This is a genomic window from Tepidimonas sp., assembly GCF_036825565.1.
Classification (GTDB): Bacteria; Pseudomonadota; Gammaproteobacteria; order Burkholderiales; family Burkholderiaceae_C; genus Tepidimonas.
The window spans coordinates 1-18324 of the sequence record NZ_DAISXZ010000044.1 but is presented as its reverse complement, the minus strand read 5'-3'; the positions used below and the strand labels follow the sequence as shown (position 1 = coordinate 18324).

Below are 18324 nucleotides of genomic sequence, written 5' to 3'. Positions count from 1 at the left end.
ACCCCACCAACCTCACTCTCGTTCAGCATTTCCCGCTCCTTTCTCAGACACGTCTATTACCCCAATTTCGTGTCCAAAAGAATTGCGGGCGGGGCACGCCATGTCCGCATGAAGCAGGAGGGGCGCAACGGGCTGCGCTTCTTCTCGCCGGATCTGCAGGCCAACACCCAGCGCTCACTCGAGCTGGCAGCGGCCCTCAAGGGCGCAATCGCGGCCAACGAGCTGTTTTTGGTGTTTCAGCCCCAGATGGCGCTGCGCGACGGCCGCCTGACCGGGGCCGAGGCCCTGTTGCGCTGGCAGCACCCCAAATGGGGGGCGGTGCCGCCGGCAGAGTTCATTCCGCTGGCGGAGCAGACGGGCAGCATCGTGCCCATCGGCCGGTGGATGCAGAGACAGGCATTGCGCACGGTGCGCGCCTGGGACGAAGCCGGCTTGCCCCCCATCACCCTGGCCATCAACGTGTCGGCGGTGCAGTTTGCGCAGACCGAGCTGGTCGATGGGCTGTGCACCATGGTGCGCGACGCGGGTGTGCCGCCCGAGCGCATCGAAATCGAACTGACCGAGGCGGTCGCACTGCGCGACCCGGTGGCCGCGGGCAAGATGCTGCAGCACCTGCACGACGCGGGCTTTCGCCTGTCGATCGACGACTTCGGCACGGGGTACTCGTCGCTGAGCTATCTGCGCGATTTCTCGGTCAACAAGCTGAAGATCGACCGATCGTTTATCCGCGACATCGCCCACGACGAGATGGCGCGTCGGCTTGCCCGGACCATGGTGGACATGGCGCATGCCCTGGGCATGACGGCCATTGCAGAAGGGGGGGAGACGGACGAACAGCGCGCACACCTACGAGCCTGCGAATGCGACGAGATCCAGGGCTTTCTGTACAGCCGGCCCCTGGAGGCGGACGCCTTCGTGGCATTTGCCCGCGCCAACGCCCGCACCTGACCGGTGCCCAACAACACTCGGCGCAAAAAACAAAGGCCCGGAGTTGACTCCGGGCTTTTGTGCTCTTGGTATTTGGTAGGCGCGATTGGACTCGAACCAACGACCCCCACCATGTCAAGGTGGTGCTCTAACCAGCTGAGCTACGCGCCTGTCGCGTCTAAACACAACCGTGCGTCGACAGAGCCGGAACTATAGCAGAAAAACGGGCCGATCGCCGTCAGCGGCGCCAGACTTTCTGCACCCCCGGCACGTCGGTAAGCACCGCCATCACGCGGCTGACGCGGGTCGCATCGCTGACCTCCACGGTAAACGTCATCCACGCCACGCCTTTGACGGATTGGGTTTGCACGCCGATGACGTTGATCTTCTCGCGCGCGAAGGCTTCCGAAATGTCGCGCAGCAGGCCCTGGCGGTCCTGGGCCTGCACGCCAACGTCCACCGCATAGACGGGGGCGTGGGGCCCTGCGGGGACGCTGCCGGACCACTCCACCTCGATCACCCGGCCGGGCTGGCGGCGGGCCAGAGCCAAAAAGTCGGGGCAGTCGGCGCGATGCACGCTCACCCCCTTGCCGCGGGTGACGAAGCCGCGAATGTCGTCGGGCGGCGCAGGCTTGCAGCAGCGCGCCAGCGTGGTCATGACGGACCCCACCCCCACCACCAGCACACCGCCGGGGCGCCCGCCGGGCTGGCTGCGCGCCTTTTTCAGCACCAGTTCGTCGGGCGGCGGGGGCGGCTCGGCGCGGTGGATCTGCTGCTCGATGGCGCGCAGCGTCAAGGCCTCCTTGCCGACGGCTTCGAACAAGTCGTCCGGGGTCTCGAACCCCAGCTCCAGCGCCAAGTCTTCGAGCCTCACGGCGGTTTTGCCCTCGCGCTGCAGCAGGCGCTCGACCTGATCGCGGCCCCGCGCGATGTTGTCGGCCGCTGCCTGCGCATTGAACCAGGCGCGCACCTTGGCCTTGGCGCGGTGGCTGACCAGGTAGCCCGCTTCGGGGTTGAGCCAGTCGCGCGACGGCCCGCCCTCCTTGGCCGCAACGATCTCCACCGTCTGGCCATTGGCCAGCGGGGTGTTCAGGGGCACCATCTGCCCATCGACACGCGCGCCGCGGCAGCGGTGGCCCAGATCGGTGTGCACCGCGTAGGCAAAGTCGACGGGCGTCGCGCCTTTGGGCAGCTCGACGATGGCCGCGTGCGGCGTGAGCACGTAAATGCTGTCGTCGAACAGACCGTGCGACAGGCCGCTCAAGTCGCGCTGCCACGCCAGCAACTGGCGCAGCACCGCGATCTTGGCGTCGTAGGACGACCCGGCGGTCACGCCGGCGTAGCCCTTGGTGCCGGCCTCCTTGTAGGCCCAGTGCGCCGCCACGCCGTGCTCGGCGTGCTCGTGCATGGCGCGCGTGCGGATCTGGATCTCGAAGGCGCGCCCCTGCTCGTCGCGCACCACGGTGTGCAGCGACTGGTAGCCGTTGGGCTTGGGCTTGGCGATGTAGTCGTCAAACTCGTCGGGCGCCGGCGAGAAATGCGCGTGCACCCACGCCAGCACCCGGTAGCAGTCGTCCACCGACCCGACGATCACGCGCAGCGCCCGCAGATCGTAGACCTGGTCGAAATCGAGCGACTTGCCGCGCATCTTCTTGACGATGCTGTAGATGTGCTTGGGCCGCCCTTGCACCTGCGCGGACAGGCCGAGGGCGGCCAGCTCGCGCTCCAATCTCTGGCGGACGTGCTCGACATGCGTCTCGCGCTCGACCCGCTTTTCGTCGAGGAGCCCGGCGATGTGCTTGTACGTATCCGGCTCCAGAAAGCGGAAGGCCAGATCCTCTAGCTCCCACTTGAGCTGCCAGATGCCCAGGCGGTTGGCCAGCGGCGCGAATACCTGCAGCGACTCGGCGGCGAGCGAGCGCTCCGGCAGGCGCTTGACGGCGGCGTGGTAGCGCAGCGTCTGCAGGCGCGAGGCCAGCCGCAGCAGCACCACGCGCAGGTCGCGCGAGAAGGCCAGCAGCATCTTGCGCACGTTTTCGGTCTGCGCGGCATCCAGCGCCGAGGCGGCGGCATCGGCCGGAGCACCGCGCTGGCGCGCTTGGCGCTGTAACTGGATGAGCTTGTTGGTCTCGATAGCGACGTCGGCGAACGCCTCGCCGAAGGCCTTGGCGATCACCTCGCGCGGGTGCGCAAGGAAGGGGCTGGCGTAGACCAGATACACGCAGGCTTGCAGGTCCGGCGTGCCCCCGATGCGGCTGAGGATCTGGGCCACGGCGTCGGCGTGGTCGAGCACGGGTTCGCCGGTGTCCAGCGTTTCGCCGCTGAGCAGGGGTTCGGCAAACGCCCGAGCACGCTGCAGGGCACGGCCGTCGCCGTCGGTGGGGGTGGCGAGCGCAGCCGTGATCGCCGTGTCTGCGCCGAGGGCTTCGTCCTCGTGGGTGGAGCGGCTGATCATGGCGCGAGCAGGAAGTCCCGCACGACCCGCACCTGGTCCTCCTGTACCAGCGTCGGGGCGTGCCCCACACCGGCAAACTCCACCAGCCGCGCGCGCGGGCCGCGCTGCGTCATGGCAACAGCCGTGGCACGGGACAGCAGGTCTGACTCGGCCCCGCGCAACAACAGCGTGGGGCAGGTGATGGCGTCGTACATCGCCCACAGGCCAGCCTCGCCCGCTTGCTGCGCCGCGGAGCGGGCCTGGGCCGCGGCGACAGGGTTGACCGCCTGAGCCGCGCGCTGGGCCTCCAACTGGGCGCGAAACGGCACCGCGATAGCAGGGTCATAGTGCAGCGTCCACCCCCCCGCGACCGGCCGCAGCATGGGGCGCGTGAGAGCCAGCCACTGCTCGGGCGTGTGTGGGCCGAAAGTGCTGGACACCTGCCAGAGCGCGTCCGCCGCGGCCTGCTCGCTCGGATAGACGGGCTGCTGGCCCAGATACCTGGCAATGCGCTCCAGCGAGGCGGGCTCGATCACCGGCCCGACATCGTTGAGGACCAACCGGTGCAAGCCGATGGCGGGCTGCGACGCCAGCGCCATGCCGATCAATCCGCCCATGCTGGTGCCCACCCAGTCTATGCGCAGCGCATACGGCTCGGCGGTGCCGGTTGCCTGGGCGTGGCGCTGGCGCAGGTGGGCCAGCAGAACCGCCAGGTCGTTGACGTAGTTGGGGATCTGGTAGGCCATCGGATCGTCGAGCCAGTCGCTGTGGCCGCGGCCGGCCACATCCACACACACAACCGCCGCATGGGGCACCAGCGCGCGTGCCAGCACATCGAAGTCGCGCGCCTGGCGCGACAGGCCGTGCACGCACACGACGACATGGGCGGGGTGGACGGTTCCGGCGGCATTCCATTCCCACCAGGCGATGCGACGAGGCTCGCCATGCGCAGCGCGAGGGCCAGGAACGGCCAGGTGATGCAGCGTCGGTTCCATGGGCATGTGTGGCTGATAATGCACGCGATTTCGTCGACTTCGATCGCCAGATCGTAAAGGAATTGGAGCGCGCACCATGCTGAAGCACAAGACGGCTCTCGTCACCGGATCCACCAGCGGAATCGGGCTTGGCATCGCCAAGGCCCTGGCCCGCCAAGGGGCCAACATCGTCCTCAACGGCTTTGGCGATGTGGACGGGGCGCGGGCGGAAATCGCCGCGCTGGGCGTGGACGTGTTCTATCACGGCGCCGACATGAGCCGGCCGGCCGAGATCGAGGACATGATGCGGGCCGCCGCCGAGCGCTTTGGCCGCGTGGACATTCTGGTCAACAACGCCGGCATCCAGCACGTGGCGGCGATCGAGGACTTTCCGCCGGAGCGCTGGGACGCCATCATCGCCATCAACCTGAGCAGCGCCTTCCACACCACGCGCCTGGCGCTGCCGGCCATGAAAGCCGCCAACTGGGGACGCATCATCAACGTCGCCTCGGTGCACGGCTTGGTGGCCTCGGCGCAGAAATCCGCCTACGTGGCCGCCAAGCACGGCGTCGTGGGGCTGACCAAGGTGGTGGCGCTGGAGACGGCCACCACCGGCGTCACTTGCAACGCCATCTGCCCGGGCTGGGTGCTGACGCCGCTGGTGCAAAAGCAGGTGGACGCCAAGGCCGCGGCCCTGGGCATCAGCAACGAGGAGGCGACCCGCCTGCTGCTGGGCGAGAAGGAGCCCTCGATGCAGTTCACCACGCCCGAGGAATTGGGCGAACTCGCCGTCTTTTTCTGCTCGCCAGCGGCCAGCAATGTGCGCGGCGCGGCCTGGAACATGGACGGCGGCTGGGCCGCCCAGTGACGGGGCGCGTCACTTCAGCCGCACGGCGCCCGAGACGGTGACCTGCAGCACCGCCTGACCCGGCTCCACTGGTAGCGCGGGGACGGCCTCTGCGCCGTTGGCGGCCATGGCGCGCAGCAACGGGCGCGGCTCCGGCCCCGGGGTTTGCGTCCCAACGTGGACCTCGCGCAATTCGTAGCCCTGGAAACCGAAGGCCCGCACCACCTCCGCGGCCTGTTGGCGAAAGGCATCGATCGCTTGCGCGCGCACCGCCGCCTCGGCCTGCCGAGCAGCCTCGCGGCTGAGCGACATCTGCAGCCCCGTGACGGCCATGCCCGGCAGCTCGGCCGCCAGGGCGGCAACGGCCGCCACGTCCCGCCCCCGCAGCAGCAGCTCGGCACCGCCCTGCCAGCCGCTGATCTGCCCGTCGCGCCCATAGCGCGGCTGGACCTGGAAGCCACCGCTGGCCACCTCGAGCCGCCCGGCCCGCTCGCGCGGGCGGATATGCGCCAGCGCCTGATCCAGCGTTCGCCGCAGGTGCGCTTGCACGGCGGCGGCATCGGGAGCTTGGTGGCGCACCGCCACGGTGACGGTGATCCAGTCCTGCGGCAGGCGCTGCTCGGCCTGGGCGCTGAGGTGCACCACGTTCGCTTCCGGCACCCCCTGGGCCAGCAGCGGCAGCGGCGCGCCCAGGCACAGGGCCCACACGACGGCGCTCGACGACAACGCGCCGCGCAGCCCGCAACGCGCAAGGACAGCGGGGGTGCGGGGAATCATTCGGGCAAACGGCATGGGGTACTCCTGGGGCGACGGAAAGCCTGCAGTGTGCCACCGGCGAGCGCTGCCGCGCCCGCGCCGGCGCTGCCAGCGCGGGATTTTCGCGCCACAATGCCCGCATGAACACGCGCCGCCCGGACCGCCTCGTGATTGTCGACGACGACACCCGCATCCGCGAACTGCTGCACCGCTACCTGAGCCAGGAGGGCTTCGAGGTGCTGCTGGCCGAAAACGGCCAGCGCCTGGACCGCCTGCTGCTGCGCGACCCGGTGGACCTGATCGTGCTGGATCTGATGCTGCCCGGCGAGGACGGTCTGTCCATCTGCCGGCGCCTGCGCGCCAGCGGCGACCACACGCCCATCATCATGCTCACCGCCAAGGGCGAGGACGTGGACCGCATCGTCGGCCTCGAACTCGGCGCCGACGACTACCTGCCCAAGCCCTTCAATCCGCGCGAGCTGCTCGCGCGCATCCATGCCGTGCTGCGCCGCCGCCCCCGCCCCGAGGCCCCGGGGGCCGCCGCCGCGGACAAGGCCGTGGTGCATTTCGGGTCGTTTGCCTTCGATCTGGGTCAGCGCATCCTCACCCGCGACGGCGTCGAGGTGCCGCTGACGACGGGCGAGTTCGCCATGCTCAAGGCCCTCGTGCGCCACCCACGCCAGCCGATGTCGCGCGACAAGCTGGCGCAACTGGCCCGCGGGCGGGAGTTCGAACCCTTCGACCGCAGCCTGGACGTACAGGTCTCGCGTCTGCGCAAGCTGATCGAGCCCGACCCCGCCAGCCCGCGCTACATCCAGACGGTCTGGGGGGTGGGCTACATGTTCGTGCCGGACGACTGATGAGCCTGTTCTGGCGCAACTTTCTGCTGCTGTCGGGGTTGCTGCTGCTCAGCGTGCTGGCATGGTTTCAGACCTTTCGCACGCTGGAGCAGGAGCCCCGCGCACTGCAGAGCGCGCAAGCCCTGGCCTCGCTGGTCAACCTGACGCGGGCGGCCCTCATCTACACTGATCCCATCGCCCGCGTGGCGCTGGTCAAGACCCTGGTGGACGAGGAGAATGTGCGCATCGCAGTGCGCGACGAACACGACACCTACAGTCCGTTCGAGGCCGACTCCCCGGGCCACCGGGTCGCGGTGGCGCTGATCGATCGCCTGGGCCCCGGCACCATCGTGGCGCGGGAGGTCAACGGCTTCGATGGGCTGTGGATCGGCTTTGCCATCGAGGGGGAGAAATACTGGCTACTGGCCGACCCCTCCCGGCTGGATGCCGTACGCGGACGCACCTGGCTAGCCTGGCTGACGACGGCGCTGGCGCTGTCCATGGTCGGCGCGGTGGCGATCACGCGCTTGATCAACCAGCCGCTTCAGCGACTCGCGCAGGCGGCGGCGCGCGTGCGCGACGGGGATTTCGACGGCGCGCGGCTGGACGACACCCTGCCCACGCGCGAGATCGCCGGCGTCAACCGGGCCTTCAACCGCATGGCCGAACAGCTCGCCCGCGCCGAAGCGGACCGCCGCCTGATGCTGGCGGGCATCTCGCACGACCTGCGCACCCCGCTGGCGCGGCTGCGGCTGGAAATCGAAATGGGCGTGCCGGACGCCTCCACCCGGGCCCGCATGGCCGACGACGTGGCTGACCTGGACACCATCATCGGCCAGTTTTTGGATTACGCGCGCGAGCGTCCGGCCCACCTGGATGCCACGCCGATCACCGGCGCGCTGGAGCGGGCCGCCGCCCCCTACCGCCCGCGCGACGACGTCGAGCTGCGCGTACGCGCCCCAGAGGGGCTGCACGCCATGGCCGACGCCACGGCCTTGCAGCGCGTGCTGACCAACCTGTTCGAGAACGCCACGCGGCATGGCCGCAGCGCCGACGGGCGCGTGCGCATCGACATCCAGGTCGCGCGGCGGGGCGAGTGGATCGAACTAGAGGTGCGCGACCATGGCCCGGGCACGGCACCGGACGCGCTGCCGCGGCTGACCGACCCTTTCTACCGTGCGCAAAGCGCGCGCACCACGCCGGGCAGCGGCTTGGGGCTGGCGATCGTGCGGCGTGCGCTCGAGCGTATGGGGGGCGAGTGCCACATCCGCAACGCCCCGGGTGGCGGCTTGTCGGTGACGCTGCGGCTGCGGCCGGCGTGAGCGGGTTGCGCCCTTTCGGGCAGCCGCGTCAGGCGCACGGCGCGCGCTGCAACAGCACTACGGCACGCACCTCGATGCACAGCCCCTGACCCGCGGGCCCCAGCCGTTCGGCGGTCTTGGCCTTGACGTTGACAGCCTGCGACGGCAGGTCCAGACAGGCGGCGATCTGGTCCTGCATGGCTGCGCGGTAGGGGCCCAGACGCGGGGCCTGAGCGATGACGGTGGCATCGACGTTGACCGGCTGCCACCCCCGTTCACGGACGGCGGCGCGGGCCTCAGCCAACAGTCGGGCCGAATCCGCACCGCGGAAACGTTCGTCCGTATCGGGAAACCAGGTGCCAATGTCGCCCAAACCCGCCGCACCCAGCAAGGCGTCGGTGATGGCATGCATCAGCGCATCGGCGTCGGAGTGGCCCAACAGCCCGCGATCGAACGCAATCTCCACCCCGCCCAGCACCAGCCGCCGGCCCGGCACCAGCGCATGGACATCCCAGCCTTCGCCAATGCGCCAGGCCGGCGCGTCGGATTCGGTCAGCAAGGCTTGCGCCACGGCAAAGTCCTCCGGGTAGGTGAGCTTGATGTTGTGGGTGCTGCCGCGCACCAGCCGCGGGCGGGCGCCGCAGCGCTCGAGGGCGCTGGCCTCGTCCGTGATGCCGGCAAACCCCGTATCGCGATGGGCCTGCAGGGCGTCGCGCAAGGCCCCCAGGCGAAACATCTGCGGCGTCTGTGCCAGCCACTTGCCGTCTCGTGGCAGGGTCCGGTCGATGCCGCCGTCGGCGCCCGCCTCCTTGAGCGTATCCGCCAACGGCACCGCCAGCAGCCCGCCCACGGGGTCGTCGCGGCAGGCGTCGATCAGGGCCTGGATGTCCGCCGGCCGTACCAGACAACGCGCCGCGTCGTGCACCAGCACCCAGTCGTGGTCGCGCGCACCGGCCTCGGCCAGGGCCGTCAACCCGTTGAGCACGCTCTCGGCGCGGGTCGCGCCCCCGATGCGCCAGACCCGCACCCGCGCATCCTGGCCGACGGGGGTGTCGTCGTGCGGCGCCAGCACCACCCCCACCCCGACCAGTGCGGGCACCGCCGTCAACGCCACCAGCGTGTGGTCGATCACCCGGCGCCCCGCGATCACGTGGTACTGCTTGGGCGTGTTCAGGCCCGACCGGCTGCCGCTGCCCGCCGCCGGCACGAGCGCATAGCAGCGCACCGCACCCACCGCGTCCGAGGGCCACGCCAGGCCAGCGCCATCCGCCGCACGGGAAACCTGCAGGGCATGCGCAACATTCGCATCCGTCATGGCCGTGGATTCTAGAATGCAGCCCCTCATGGAACTTCCCCGCCTCACCCCTGGCAAGCGCTTCCAGTCGGCGCGCCCCGCCCCATCGGCCGATGCGATGGTGCTCGCCGCCCTGGCCACACGCGAGAAGGCCGCCGGCCGCCCCACGGCCATCGTCACCGCCGACGCGGCGGACGCTCAGCGGCTGCTCGCCGAGCTGCCGTTCTTCGAGCCCGGGCTGCGCTGCGCGCTGTTTCCGGACTGGGAGACCCTGCCCTACGACACCTTTTCGCCGCACCAGGACCTGATCTCGGAGCGGCTGGCCACGCTGTGGCGCATCCAGCAGCGCGCGGCCGACGACGGCGCCGACGTCATCCTGGTGCCGGCCACCACGGCGCTGTACCGGCTGGCGCCGCCGTCGTTTTTGGCGGCCTATACCTTTGCCTTCAAAACCGGGCAGAAGCTGGACGAAGCGCGCCTGCGCGCCCAGCTCACCCTGGCGGGTTACCAGCACGTCACCCAGGTCGTCAGCCCGGGCGAATACGCGGTGCGCGGCGGGCTGATCGATCTTTTCCCCATGGGGTCGCCCATGCCATACCGCGTCGATCTGTTCGACGACGAGATCGACTCCATCCGCACCTTCGATCCGGACACGCAACGCAGCCTCTACCCCGTGCCCGAGGTGCGCCTGCTGCCCGGGCGCGAGTTCCCGATGGACGAAGCGGCGCGCGCGCGCTTTCGCGCCCGCTGGCGCGAGCTGCTGGAAGGCGACCCAACCAAGAGCCGCCTGTACAAGGACATCGGCAACGGCGTGGCCACTGCGGGCATCGAGTACTACCTGCCGCTGTTCTTCGACGAGACGGCCACCGTCTTCGACTACCTGGGCGCGGACGCGACGCTGGTGTGGCACGGCGACCTGGACGACGCCTTCCAGCGCTTTTGGCAGGACACGCGAGAGCGCTACCGCCTGGTGCAAGGCGACCCGGAGCGCCCCGCTCTGCCGCCCGAGACATTGTTTTTGGACGCCGAGGGCTTTTATGCCCGCGCCAAACCGCACGCCCAATGGGCGCTGCGCCCTGCCGCAGCCGCGCAAGCGCTGGCGGCCTGGGCCGGCGTCATCGATGCGCTGCCCGACCTGACCGCGCAGCGCGGCGCCGACGACCCGCTGGAGCGGCTGCACGCCCACCTGCGGCGCACCAACGCCCGGGTGCTGATCCTGGCCGAAAGTGACGGCCGGCGCGAGAGCCTGCTGGACTTTCTGCGCTCCAGCCGGCTGGATCCCCCGGTTTTCGACGACCTGGCGGCCTTCCGCGCCAGCGCCGCGGCGGTGGGCATCGCCACGGGGCCACTGGCTGCGGGGTTTGCCTGGCCCGAGGCCGGCATCGAGCTCGTTACCGAGACCGAGCTGTTCGCCGCCGGACCGACCGTTCGCCGACGGCGCAAGCAGGAGCAGACGAGCGACGTCGAAGCGCTGATCAAGGACCTGAGCGAGCTGCAATTGGGCGATCCCGTGGTGCACGCGCAGCACGGCATCGGGCGCTACCGAGGGCTCGTCAACCTGGACCTGGGCGAGAAGAACCCCGACGGCACGCCCGCCCTGCAGGAGTTTTTGCATCTGGAGTACGCGCAGGGTGCCACCCTCTACGTGCCCGTGTCACAACTGCACCTGATCAGCCGCTACACCGGTGTCAGCGCCGAAGAGGCACCGCTGCACCGCCTGGGCAGCGGCCAGTGGGACAAGGCCCGCCGCAAGGCAGCCGAGCAGGTGCGCGACACCGCCGCCGAGCTGCTCGACGTCTATGCGCGCCGCGCCGCGCGCCAGGGCCACGCCTTCCGCTTCGACGCCAAGGACTATGAGGCGTTCGCCAACGACTTCGGCTTCGAGGAGACGCCGGACCAGCGCGCCGCCATCCACGCCGTCATCCAGGACATGATCAGCCCGCGGCCGATGGACCGGCTGGTCTGCGGCGACGTCGGCTTTGGCAAGACCGAGGTGGCGCTGCGCGCAGCCTTCGTCGCCGTGATCGGAGGCAAGCAGGTCGCCTTTCTGGCCCCGACCACGCTACTGGCCGAGCAGCACTACCAAACGCTGGTGGACCGCTTTGCGCGCTGGCCTGTGCGCATCGCGGAGATGAGCCGCTTCCGCACGGCCAAAGAGACCAGCGCGGCGCTGAAGGGTATCGCGGACGGCACCATCGACATCGTCGTCGGCACGCACAAGCTGCTGTCGGAAAAGACCCAGTTCAAGAACCTGGGGCTGCTGATCATCGACGAGGAGCACCGCTTCGGCGTACGCCACAAGGAGGCGATCAAGGCGCTGCGCGCCGAGGTGGACGTGCTGACGCTGACCGCCACACCCATCCCACGCACGCTCGGCATGGCCCTGGAGGGGCTGCGCGATCTGTCGGTGATCGCCACCGCGCCACAGCGGCGGCTGGCTATCAAGACCTTCGTGCGCGAGGAAAACGCCGGCGTCATCCGCGAGGCGGTGCTGCGCGAGCTCAAGCGCGGCGGGCAGGTGTACTTCCTGCACAACGAGGTGGAAACCATCGAGAACCGTCGGGCCAAGCTGGAACAGCTGCTGCCCGAGGCACGCATCGGCATCGCCCACGGCCAGATGCCCGAGCGGGAGCTGGAGCGCGTGATGCGCGACTTCGTCGCCCAGCGCTTCAACCTGCTGCTGTGCTCCACCATCATCGAGACCGGCATCGACGTGCCTACCGCCAACACCATCGTCATCAGTCGCGCCGACAAGTTCGGCCTGGCGCAGCTGCACCAGCTGCGCGGGCGCGTCGGGCGCAGCCACCACCAGGCCTACGCCTACCTGCTGGTGCCCGACATCGAGGGGCTGACCAAACAGGCCGCGCAGCGGCTAGAGGCCATCCAGCAGATGGAGGAGCTGGGCAGCGGCTTCTACCTGGCGATGCACGACCTGGAGATTCGCGGTGCCGGCGAGGTGCTGGGTGAGAGCCAGAGCGGCAACATGATGGAGGTCGGCTTTCAGCTCTACAACGAGATGTTGGCCGAGGCCGTGCGCTGCCTGCGCGATGGCAAGGAGCCCGATCTGCTCAAACCCCTGGCGGCGACCACCGAAATCAGCCTGCACGCCCCGGCCCTGCTACCGCAGGATTACTGCGGCGACGTGCACCTGCGGCTGAGCTTTTACAAAAAGCTCGCGACCGCCAAGACCAACGAGCAGATCGACGCGCTGGTCGAGGAAATCGTCGACCGATTTGGCAAACTGCCGCCGGCCGCGCAAAACCTTATCGACGTGCACCGGCTGCGCGTGCTGGCCAGTCGCTATGGGGTGGTCAAGATCGACGCCGCCCCGTCGCATGTGTTGATCAGCTTTCGCCCCAATCCGCCGGTGGACCCGATGCGCATCATCGAGCTGGTGCAAAAGAACCGCCAGGTCAAACTGGCGGGCAATGACCGCCTGAAGATCGAGCGCGCCTTGCCCGAGCCCTCGGCGCGCGCCCAGTTGGTGCGCGACGTGCTGCGATCGCTGGGTCAACCACTGGCCACCGAAACCGCATGACCCCCGGCGACACGCCCTTTCCCACCCCGCGCCACACCTGGCTGGACGATGCACAGGCCCTGCTGACCGGCACGCTGATCGTGGCGCTGGGGCTGGTGCTGTTCCGTCAGGCGGGGTTGATGACCGGAGGCACCGTGGGGCTCGCCTTCGTCACGCACTACGCGAATGGCTGGCCGTTCGGCGCGCTAGTCTTTGCGATCAACCTGCCGTTTTACGCGCTGGCCTGGGTGCGCATGGGGCGCGCGTTCACGCTCAAGACAGTGCTGGCTGTGGGGCTGCTGGCCGCATTGACCGAGGCCATGCCGCGCTGGCTGGCGATCGAGTCGCTGAATCCGCTGTTCGCGGCGGTGGCCGGCGGGCTGCTGATCGGTGTTGGCTTCATCATCCTGTTTCGCCACCGCGCCAGCGTCGGCGGCTTCAACACCCTGGTGCTGTGGCTGCAGGAGCGCTACGGCTGGCGCGCCGGCGTGGTGCAGCTGGCCATCGATGGCGCTATCCTGCTTGCGGCCATCCCTTGGGTCGGCCCACTGCAGCTGCTGCTGTCGGTGCTGGCTGCAGCGCTGATGAACCTGACGCTGGCCATCAATCACCGACCCGGGCGCTACGTAGCGTACTGAGGCGCCGCCTCGCCATCCCACGATAATGCCGTCCATGACCCCGCTGACCGACTTCGCCCCCGGCCTTGCCGTGCGCGGCATCACGCCGCCGCTGCGCCTGCGCGACTTCAAACTGATTGCCTTCGACATGGATTCCACGCTGATCAACATCGAATGCGTGGACGAGATCGCCGATGCCGCGGGACGCAAGGCCGAGGTTGCGGCCATCACCGAGGCCGCGATGCGCGGCGAAATCGCCGACTACAAGGAAAGCCTGCGCCGCCGCGTGGCGCTGCTGGCCGGCGTGCCGGTGCAGCATTTGGAGGACGTCTACCGCCAGCGCCTCAAGCTCAACCCCGGCGCGGCCGAGCTGGTGCTGGCATGCAAGGGCGCGGGCCTGAAGGTGCTGCTGGTCAGCGGCGGCTTCACCTTCTTCACCGACCGGCTGCGCGAGCGGCTGGCGCTGGACTTTGCGCGCAGCAACCGGCTGGAGATCGTCGACGGGCGCCTGACCGGACGGCTGCTGGACCAGCACTGGGGCGACATATGCGACGGCGCCGAAAAGCGCCGCACGCTGCTGCAAGCGTGCGACCTGATCGGCTGCGTCCCCGAGCAGGCCATCGCCATGGGCGACGGCGCCAACGACCTGGAGATGATGGCCGCCGCGGGCCTGGCGGTGGCCTACCGTGCCAAGCCCAAGGTGCGCCAACAGGCCCACGTCGCCATCGACATGGGCGGGCTGGACCGGCTGCTCGAGGTCGTGCGGCCCTGAGCAGCCGAGTCATTTCCATGCAAATCGGAAAGTCGACTTTCCGATTTGCATGATCCTCGGTCCGCGGGCCGGTCATCCATCGGATGCCGACCCACGCCTTTCTCAAACCGGCTCCGGCACGCTCGGCAGGCCCGCCAGCGCCATCGCCAGCTCGCGCTCGTCGTAGGTCTCGTCCTTGAGCTCGCCGGCGAAGTATTTCTGGTACGCGGCCATGTCGAAGTGGCCGTGGCCGCACAGGTTGAACAGGATCGTCTCGCTCCTGCCCTCGCGCTTGCAGCGCAGCGCCTCCTCGATCGCGCCCTTGACCGCGTGGTTGGCCTCCGGCGCCGGCACGATGCCTTCGCTGCGCGCAAACAGCACGCCAGCCTCGAAGCACTGCGTCTGCGTGTAGGCCACCGCCTCGATCAGGCCCAGCTCCTTCAGGTGCGACACCAGCGGCGCCATGCCGTGGTAGCGCAGCCCGCCGGCGTGGAAAGGTGGCGGCGTGAAGGTCGAGCCCAGCGTGTGCATTTTGGTCAGCGGGGTCAGGTGCGCCGTGTCGCCGAAGTCGTAGGCGTACTTGCCGCGCGTCAGCGACGGGCAGGCCGCCGGCTCCACCGCCACCACGCGCGGCCGCGCCCCACCGCGCAGCGCGTGGCCGATGAACGGAAAGGCGATGCCGGCAAAATTGCTGCCGCCGCCGGTGGCGCCGACGATCACGTCCGGCCAAGCGTCGGCCATCTGCAGCTGCTCCATCGCCTCCAGGCCGATGACGGTCTGGTGCAGCAGCACGTGGTTGAGCACGGAGCCGAGCGCGTACTTGGTGTCCTCACGCTGCGCGGCCAGCTCCACCGCCTCCGAAATCGCGATGCCGAGGCTGCCCGGGTGGTCCGGCCGCTGCGCCAGCACGCGCCGGCCGTACTCCGTCTCGGTGGACGGCGACGGCAGGCAGTGCGCGCCGTAGGTCTCCATCACCGCGCGGCGGTAGGGCTTCTGGTCGTAGCTGACGCGCACCTGGAACACCAGCACCTCCAGCCCGAACAGCTGCCCCGCAAACGACAGCGACGTGCCCCATTGGCCGGCGCCGGTCTCGGTGGTCAGCCGCTTGGTGCCGGCCTGCGCGTTGTAGAACGCTTGCGGCACCGCGGTGTTGGGCTTGTGGCTGCCGGCGGGGCTGACGCCCTCGTACTTGTAGAAGATCTTGGCCGGCGTGCCCAAGGCCTTTTCCAGGCGGTGGGCGCGAAACAGCGGGCTGGGCCGCCAGAGGCGGTAGATCTCGCGCACCGGCTCGGGGATTTCGATTTCGCGCTCGGTGCTGACCTCCTGCAGAATCAGCTCCATCGGAAACAGCTGCGCCAGGTCGTCGGGGCCGACCGGTTGCAGCGTGCCCGGGTGCAGCACCGGCGGCAAAGCCTTGGGCAGGTCGGCGGCGATGTTGTACCAGTACTAGGGCATCTGGCTTTCCTGCAGCAGGAACTTGGTCGGCGTCGTCACGGGGAAACTCCTCCAGGATCGGATACGGTGGGGGGTGGCCAGGCAAAATGGGGCCATGGGACGCATCCGCCATTTTGTACGCGAAGCTTCGATCACCCTGACATTGGCACTCGGGGTTTTCCTGGGGGTGCAGGCGTGGCTGACGCGTGCAACGCCCGAGCGCTGGGCGCCCGAGGGCACGCTGGCGTGGCTGCTGCCCGACGGCACGGAAGGCCGCGGCCCCTGGGCCGAGCTGCGCGCACAGCTCGGCCCAGGGGCCGATGCGCCGGTGGCGCTGCACGTCTGGGCGACCTGGTGCGGCATCTGCCGCGCCGAGGAAAGCACCGTCACCGCGCTGGCCGCCGAGCGACCGGTGGTGACGCTGGCCACGCGCAGCGGTGAGGCGGCCGCCGTGCGCGCCTACCTGCGCCAGCGCGGCCTGCCGTGGGTGACGGTGCTGGACGCCGACGGGCGCCTGGCCGCCGCGCACGGCTGGCGCTCGGTGCCGGTGTTTGCGGTACTGGACGCCGGCGACCGCCTGCGCCACGTTACCGTCGGCTACACCACCGGCGTTGGCATGCGGCTCAGGCTTTGGGCGGCCAAGCTGGGGGAGACAGGCACGGGAGGCTGATCAACCCAGCGCCGCCGCCAGCCGCCGCACCCCCTCGCGGATGCGCTCCTCGTCCACCGTCGCAAAGCTCAGCCGCAGCGTCGCCGGATCCGGGTCACGGGCAAAGAACGGCACCCCAGGCACGAAGGCCACACCCTGCTCGATCGCCCGGCGGGCCAGTTCCCCGCCGTCCGCTGGCTTGCCGCGTGCGCCGGTCAGCCGCGCCCAGACGAACAGCCCGCCGCGCGGCGGCACGAAGTCGATCGCCTCGCCCAGCTCCTGCCGCAGCGCCGCCACCATCGCTGCGGCGCGCCGCGCGTAGATGCCGCGCACGCGCTCCCTCGTGGCCGGCAGGCGGCCGCTGGCCAAATACTGCGCCGCGGTGGCCTGCGCGAAGGTGCTGGTGTGCGCATCGCTGAACTGCTTGCACATCGTCGCCTTGGCCAGCAACTCGGCTGGGGCCACCATCCAACCGATGCGCAGCCCGGGCGAGAGCACCTTGCTCAGACTGCCGCAGTGCACGAGGCAGTCTCGGCTGCCCGGCACCTCGTGGCTCAGCGCCAGCAGGCTTGGCGGCGGCGGGGTGTCGAAATACAGGTCGCCGTAGGGGTCGTCCTCCACCACCAGCGTGCGCGTGCGCACCGCCAGCTCCAGCACGCGGCGGCGGCGCTCCAGGCTCATTTGCGCCCCACTCGGGTTGCCAAACGTCGGGATCAAGTAAACGAACTTGGGCCGGTGCTGCTCGATCAGGCGCTCGAGCGCCTCGACGTCGGCGCCCTGCCCGTCCACCGGCACCGTCAACAACTGCGCACCGTAAAGGCGAAAACACTGGATGGTGGCCAGGAACGTCGGCGCCTCGACGATCACCGTGTCGCCCGGCGAGACCAGCGTCTTGCCGATCAGGTCCAACGCCTGCTGGCTGCCGGTGGTCACGATGAGGTCGCTGGGCGCCACGTCGCGCGCGCCCTTGGCGGCCATGAAGGCTGCGATCTGCTCGCGCAGCGGATCGAACCCCTCGGTGGCGCCGTATTGCAGCGCCGCGCCGGGGCTGGCCGCCAGGGCCGCCAGCGTCGCCGCGCGGATGCCCTCGACGTCGAACAGGGCCGCATCCGGAAAGCCACCGGCAAAGCTGATGATGCCGGGCTTGCCCAGCAGCTTGAACAATTCCCGGATCGCCGAGGTCTCGACGTGGGCCAGCCGCTCGGCCAGCCGCACCGGGGAGGCAGGCGCGTCATCCGTCATGCCGTATCCTTGCAAACTTATACATGAGAAGGCGCCGCAACCCCAACGGGCCGGGCGCCGCCGCCAGCGTCATGAAACCGCGCGACACCGAAGCCTTTTTCTCGGCCCTGCAGACCGAGCGGCCTCAGCCGCAAACCGAATTGGAGTATACGAGCGTGTTCGAGCTGCTCGTGGCCGTGATGCTCAGCGCCCAGGCCACCGACCGCGGCGTCAACCAGGCCACGCGGCGGCTGTTCCCCGTGGCCAACACGCCGCAGGCCATCCTGGCGCTTGGGCACGAGGCGCTGGAAGCGCACATCCGCACCATTGGCCTGTACCGCAGCAAGGCGCGCCACATCATCGAGACCTGCCGCCTGCTGCTGCAGCGCCATGGCGGCGAGGTGCCGCGCCGCCGCGAGGATCTGCAGGCCCTGCCCGGCGTCGGTCGCAAGACCGCCAACGTGGTGCTCAACGTCGCTTTCGGCGAGCCGACGATGGCGGTGGACACGCACATCTTTCGCGTTGCCAACCGCACGGGCCTGGCCCCCGGCAAGACGCCACTGCAGGTCGAGCAGACGCTGCTGCAGCGCGTGCCCGAGCGCTTTTTGCGCGACGCGCACCACTGGCTGATTCTGCACGGCCGCTACACCTGCACGGCGCGCGCGCCCAAGTGCGGCACCTGCGCGGTGGCGGGTTGGTGCGACCACGCCAAAGCGCAGACAAAAGCATCGGCCCAGACCCGCCACCCGCGTCGCCCCCCAAC

Annotated in this window: 15 protein-coding genes and 1 tRNA gene; 9 read left to right on the top strand and 7 right to left on the bottom strand. The window is 69.6% G+C overall.

Going from position 1 to position 18324, the window contains the following annotated elements; all coding sequences use genetic code 11:
* Positions 1-948: putative bifunctional diguanylate cyclase/phosphodiesterase (locus tag V7026_RS07345; protein ID WP_334154745.1), on the top strand; the 948-nt coding region annotated here is incomplete at its 5' end.
* A gap of 73 nt (positions 949-1021) precedes the next feature.
* Here the strand turns inward: V7026_RS07345 and V7026_RS07340 are convergent.
* The 3 genes from V7026_RS07340 to V7026_RS07330 all read right to left on the bottom strand — a co-directional run bounded on the left by V7026_RS07340 (position 1022) and on the right by V7026_RS07330 (position 4356).
* Positions 1022-1098 (bottom strand) — tRNA-Val (locus V7026_RS07340).
* A gap of 67 nt (positions 1099-1165) precedes the next feature.
* Positions 1166-3382 (bottom strand): RelA/SpoT family protein, encoded by a 2217-nt coding sequence (locus V7026_RS07335; protein ID WP_334154743.1) that lies wholly within the window; start codon positions 3380-3382, stop codon positions 1166-1168.
* Positions 3379-4356, bottom strand: coding sequence for an alpha/beta fold hydrolase (locus tag V7026_RS07330; protein ID WP_443082326.1), 978 nt, complete (start codon positions 4354-4356; stop codon positions 3379-3381). The genes V7026_RS07335 and V7026_RS07330 overlap by 4 nt, the downstream gene beginning before the upstream one ends.
* Positions 4357-4432: 76 nt before the next feature.
* Between V7026_RS07330 and V7026_RS07325 the strand changes: the two genes are divergently transcribed.
* A complete protein-coding gene (locus V7026_RS07325) occupies positions 4433-5203 on the top strand; it encodes a 3-hydroxybutyrate dehydrogenase (protein ID WP_334154739.1) in 771 nt (256 codons plus the stop codon).
* A 9-nt stretch (positions 5204-5212) separates the two neighbouring features.
* Here V7026_RS07325 and V7026_RS07320 read toward each other — a convergent pair whose 3' ends face one another.
* Positions 5213-5974: an SIMPL domain-containing protein gene (locus V7026_RS07320; RefSeq protein WP_334154738.1), complete on the bottom strand. Its 762-nt coding sequence runs from the start codon at positions 5972-5974 to the stop codon at positions 5213-5215.
* A gap of 104 nt (positions 5975-6078) precedes the next feature.
* On the opposite strand from V7026_RS07320, the gene ompR reads away from it, so the two are divergent.
* Positions 6079-6798 carry an osmolarity response regulator transcription factor OmpR gene (gene ompR / locus V7026_RS07315; RefSeq protein WP_334154735.1) on the top strand — a complete coding sequence of 240 codons (720 nt, stop codon included), beginning with the start codon at positions 6079-6081 and terminating at the stop codon, positions 6796-6798.
* Positions 6798-8099, top strand: coding sequence for an ATP-binding protein (locus V7026_RS07310; protein WP_334154733.1), 1302 nt, complete (start codon positions 6798-6800; stop codon positions 8097-8099). Before ompR ends, V7026_RS07310 begins: the two co-directional genes overlap by 1 nt.
* 28 nt (positions 8100-8127) lie before the next feature.
* Here V7026_RS07310 and ispD read toward each other — a convergent pair whose 3' ends face one another.
* Complete coding sequence (ispD, locus tag V7026_RS07305) at positions 8128-9423, bottom strand: 2-C-methyl-D-erythritol 4-phosphate cytidylyltransferase (RefSeq protein ID WP_334154731.1); 1296 nt, start codon at positions 9421-9423, stop codon at positions 8128-8130.
* Here ispD and mfd point away from each other — a divergent pair.
* Genes mfd through serB form a run of 3 tightly spaced genes read left to right on the top strand, consistent with a single transcriptional unit; the run spans position 9422 to position 14278 of the window.
* On the top strand, positions 9422-12910 hold the full coding sequence (gene mfd, locus V7026_RS07300; protein WP_334154729.1) for a transcription-repair coupling factor: 3489 nt from the start codon (positions 9422-9424) through the stop codon (positions 12908-12910). The two genes, ispD and mfd, sit on opposite strands and share 2 nt — an antisense overlap.
* On the top strand, positions 12907-13527 hold the full coding sequence (locus V7026_RS07295; RefSeq protein WP_334154727.1) for a YitT family protein: 621 nt from the start codon (positions 12907-12909) through the stop codon (positions 13525-13527). The genes mfd and V7026_RS07295 overlap by 4 nt, the downstream gene beginning before the upstream one ends.
* Before the next feature lie 34 nt (positions 13528-13561).
* Complete coding sequence (gene serB, locus V7026_RS07290) at positions 13562-14278, top strand: phosphoserine phosphatase SerB (protein ID WP_334154725.1); 717 nt, start codon at positions 13562-13564, stop codon at positions 14276-14278.
* A 102-nt stretch (positions 14279-14380) separates the two neighbouring features.
* On the opposite strand, the gene V7026_RS07285 is transcribed toward serB, so the two are convergent.
* Entirely contained in the window at positions 14381-15691 is a 1311-nt protein-coding gene (locus V7026_RS07285; RefSeq protein ID WP_334154751.1) for a TrpB-like pyridoxal phosphate-dependent enzyme, read from the bottom strand.
* 115 nt (positions 15692-15806) lie between these two features.
* On the opposite strand from V7026_RS07285, the gene V7026_RS07280 reads away from it, so the two are divergent.
* Positions 15807-16361, top strand: a complete 555-nt coding sequence (locus tag V7026_RS07280; protein ID WP_334154723.1) for a redoxin family protein — start codon at positions 15807-15809, stop codon at positions 16359-16361.
* Here V7026_RS07280 and V7026_RS07275 read toward each other — a convergent pair whose 3' ends face one another.
* Positions 16362-17555 carry an aminotransferase-like domain-containing protein gene (locus V7026_RS07275; protein ID WP_334154749.1) on the bottom strand — a complete coding sequence of 398 codons (1194 nt, stop codon included), beginning with the start codon at positions 17553-17555 and terminating at the stop codon, positions 16362-16364.
* Positions 17556-17653: 98 nt separating this feature from the next.
* On the opposite strand from V7026_RS07275, the gene nth reads away from it, so the two are divergent.
* The coding region (nth, locus tag V7026_RS07270) for an endonuclease III (protein ID WP_334154747.1) at positions 17654-18324 on the top strand (671 nt) is incomplete at its 3' end.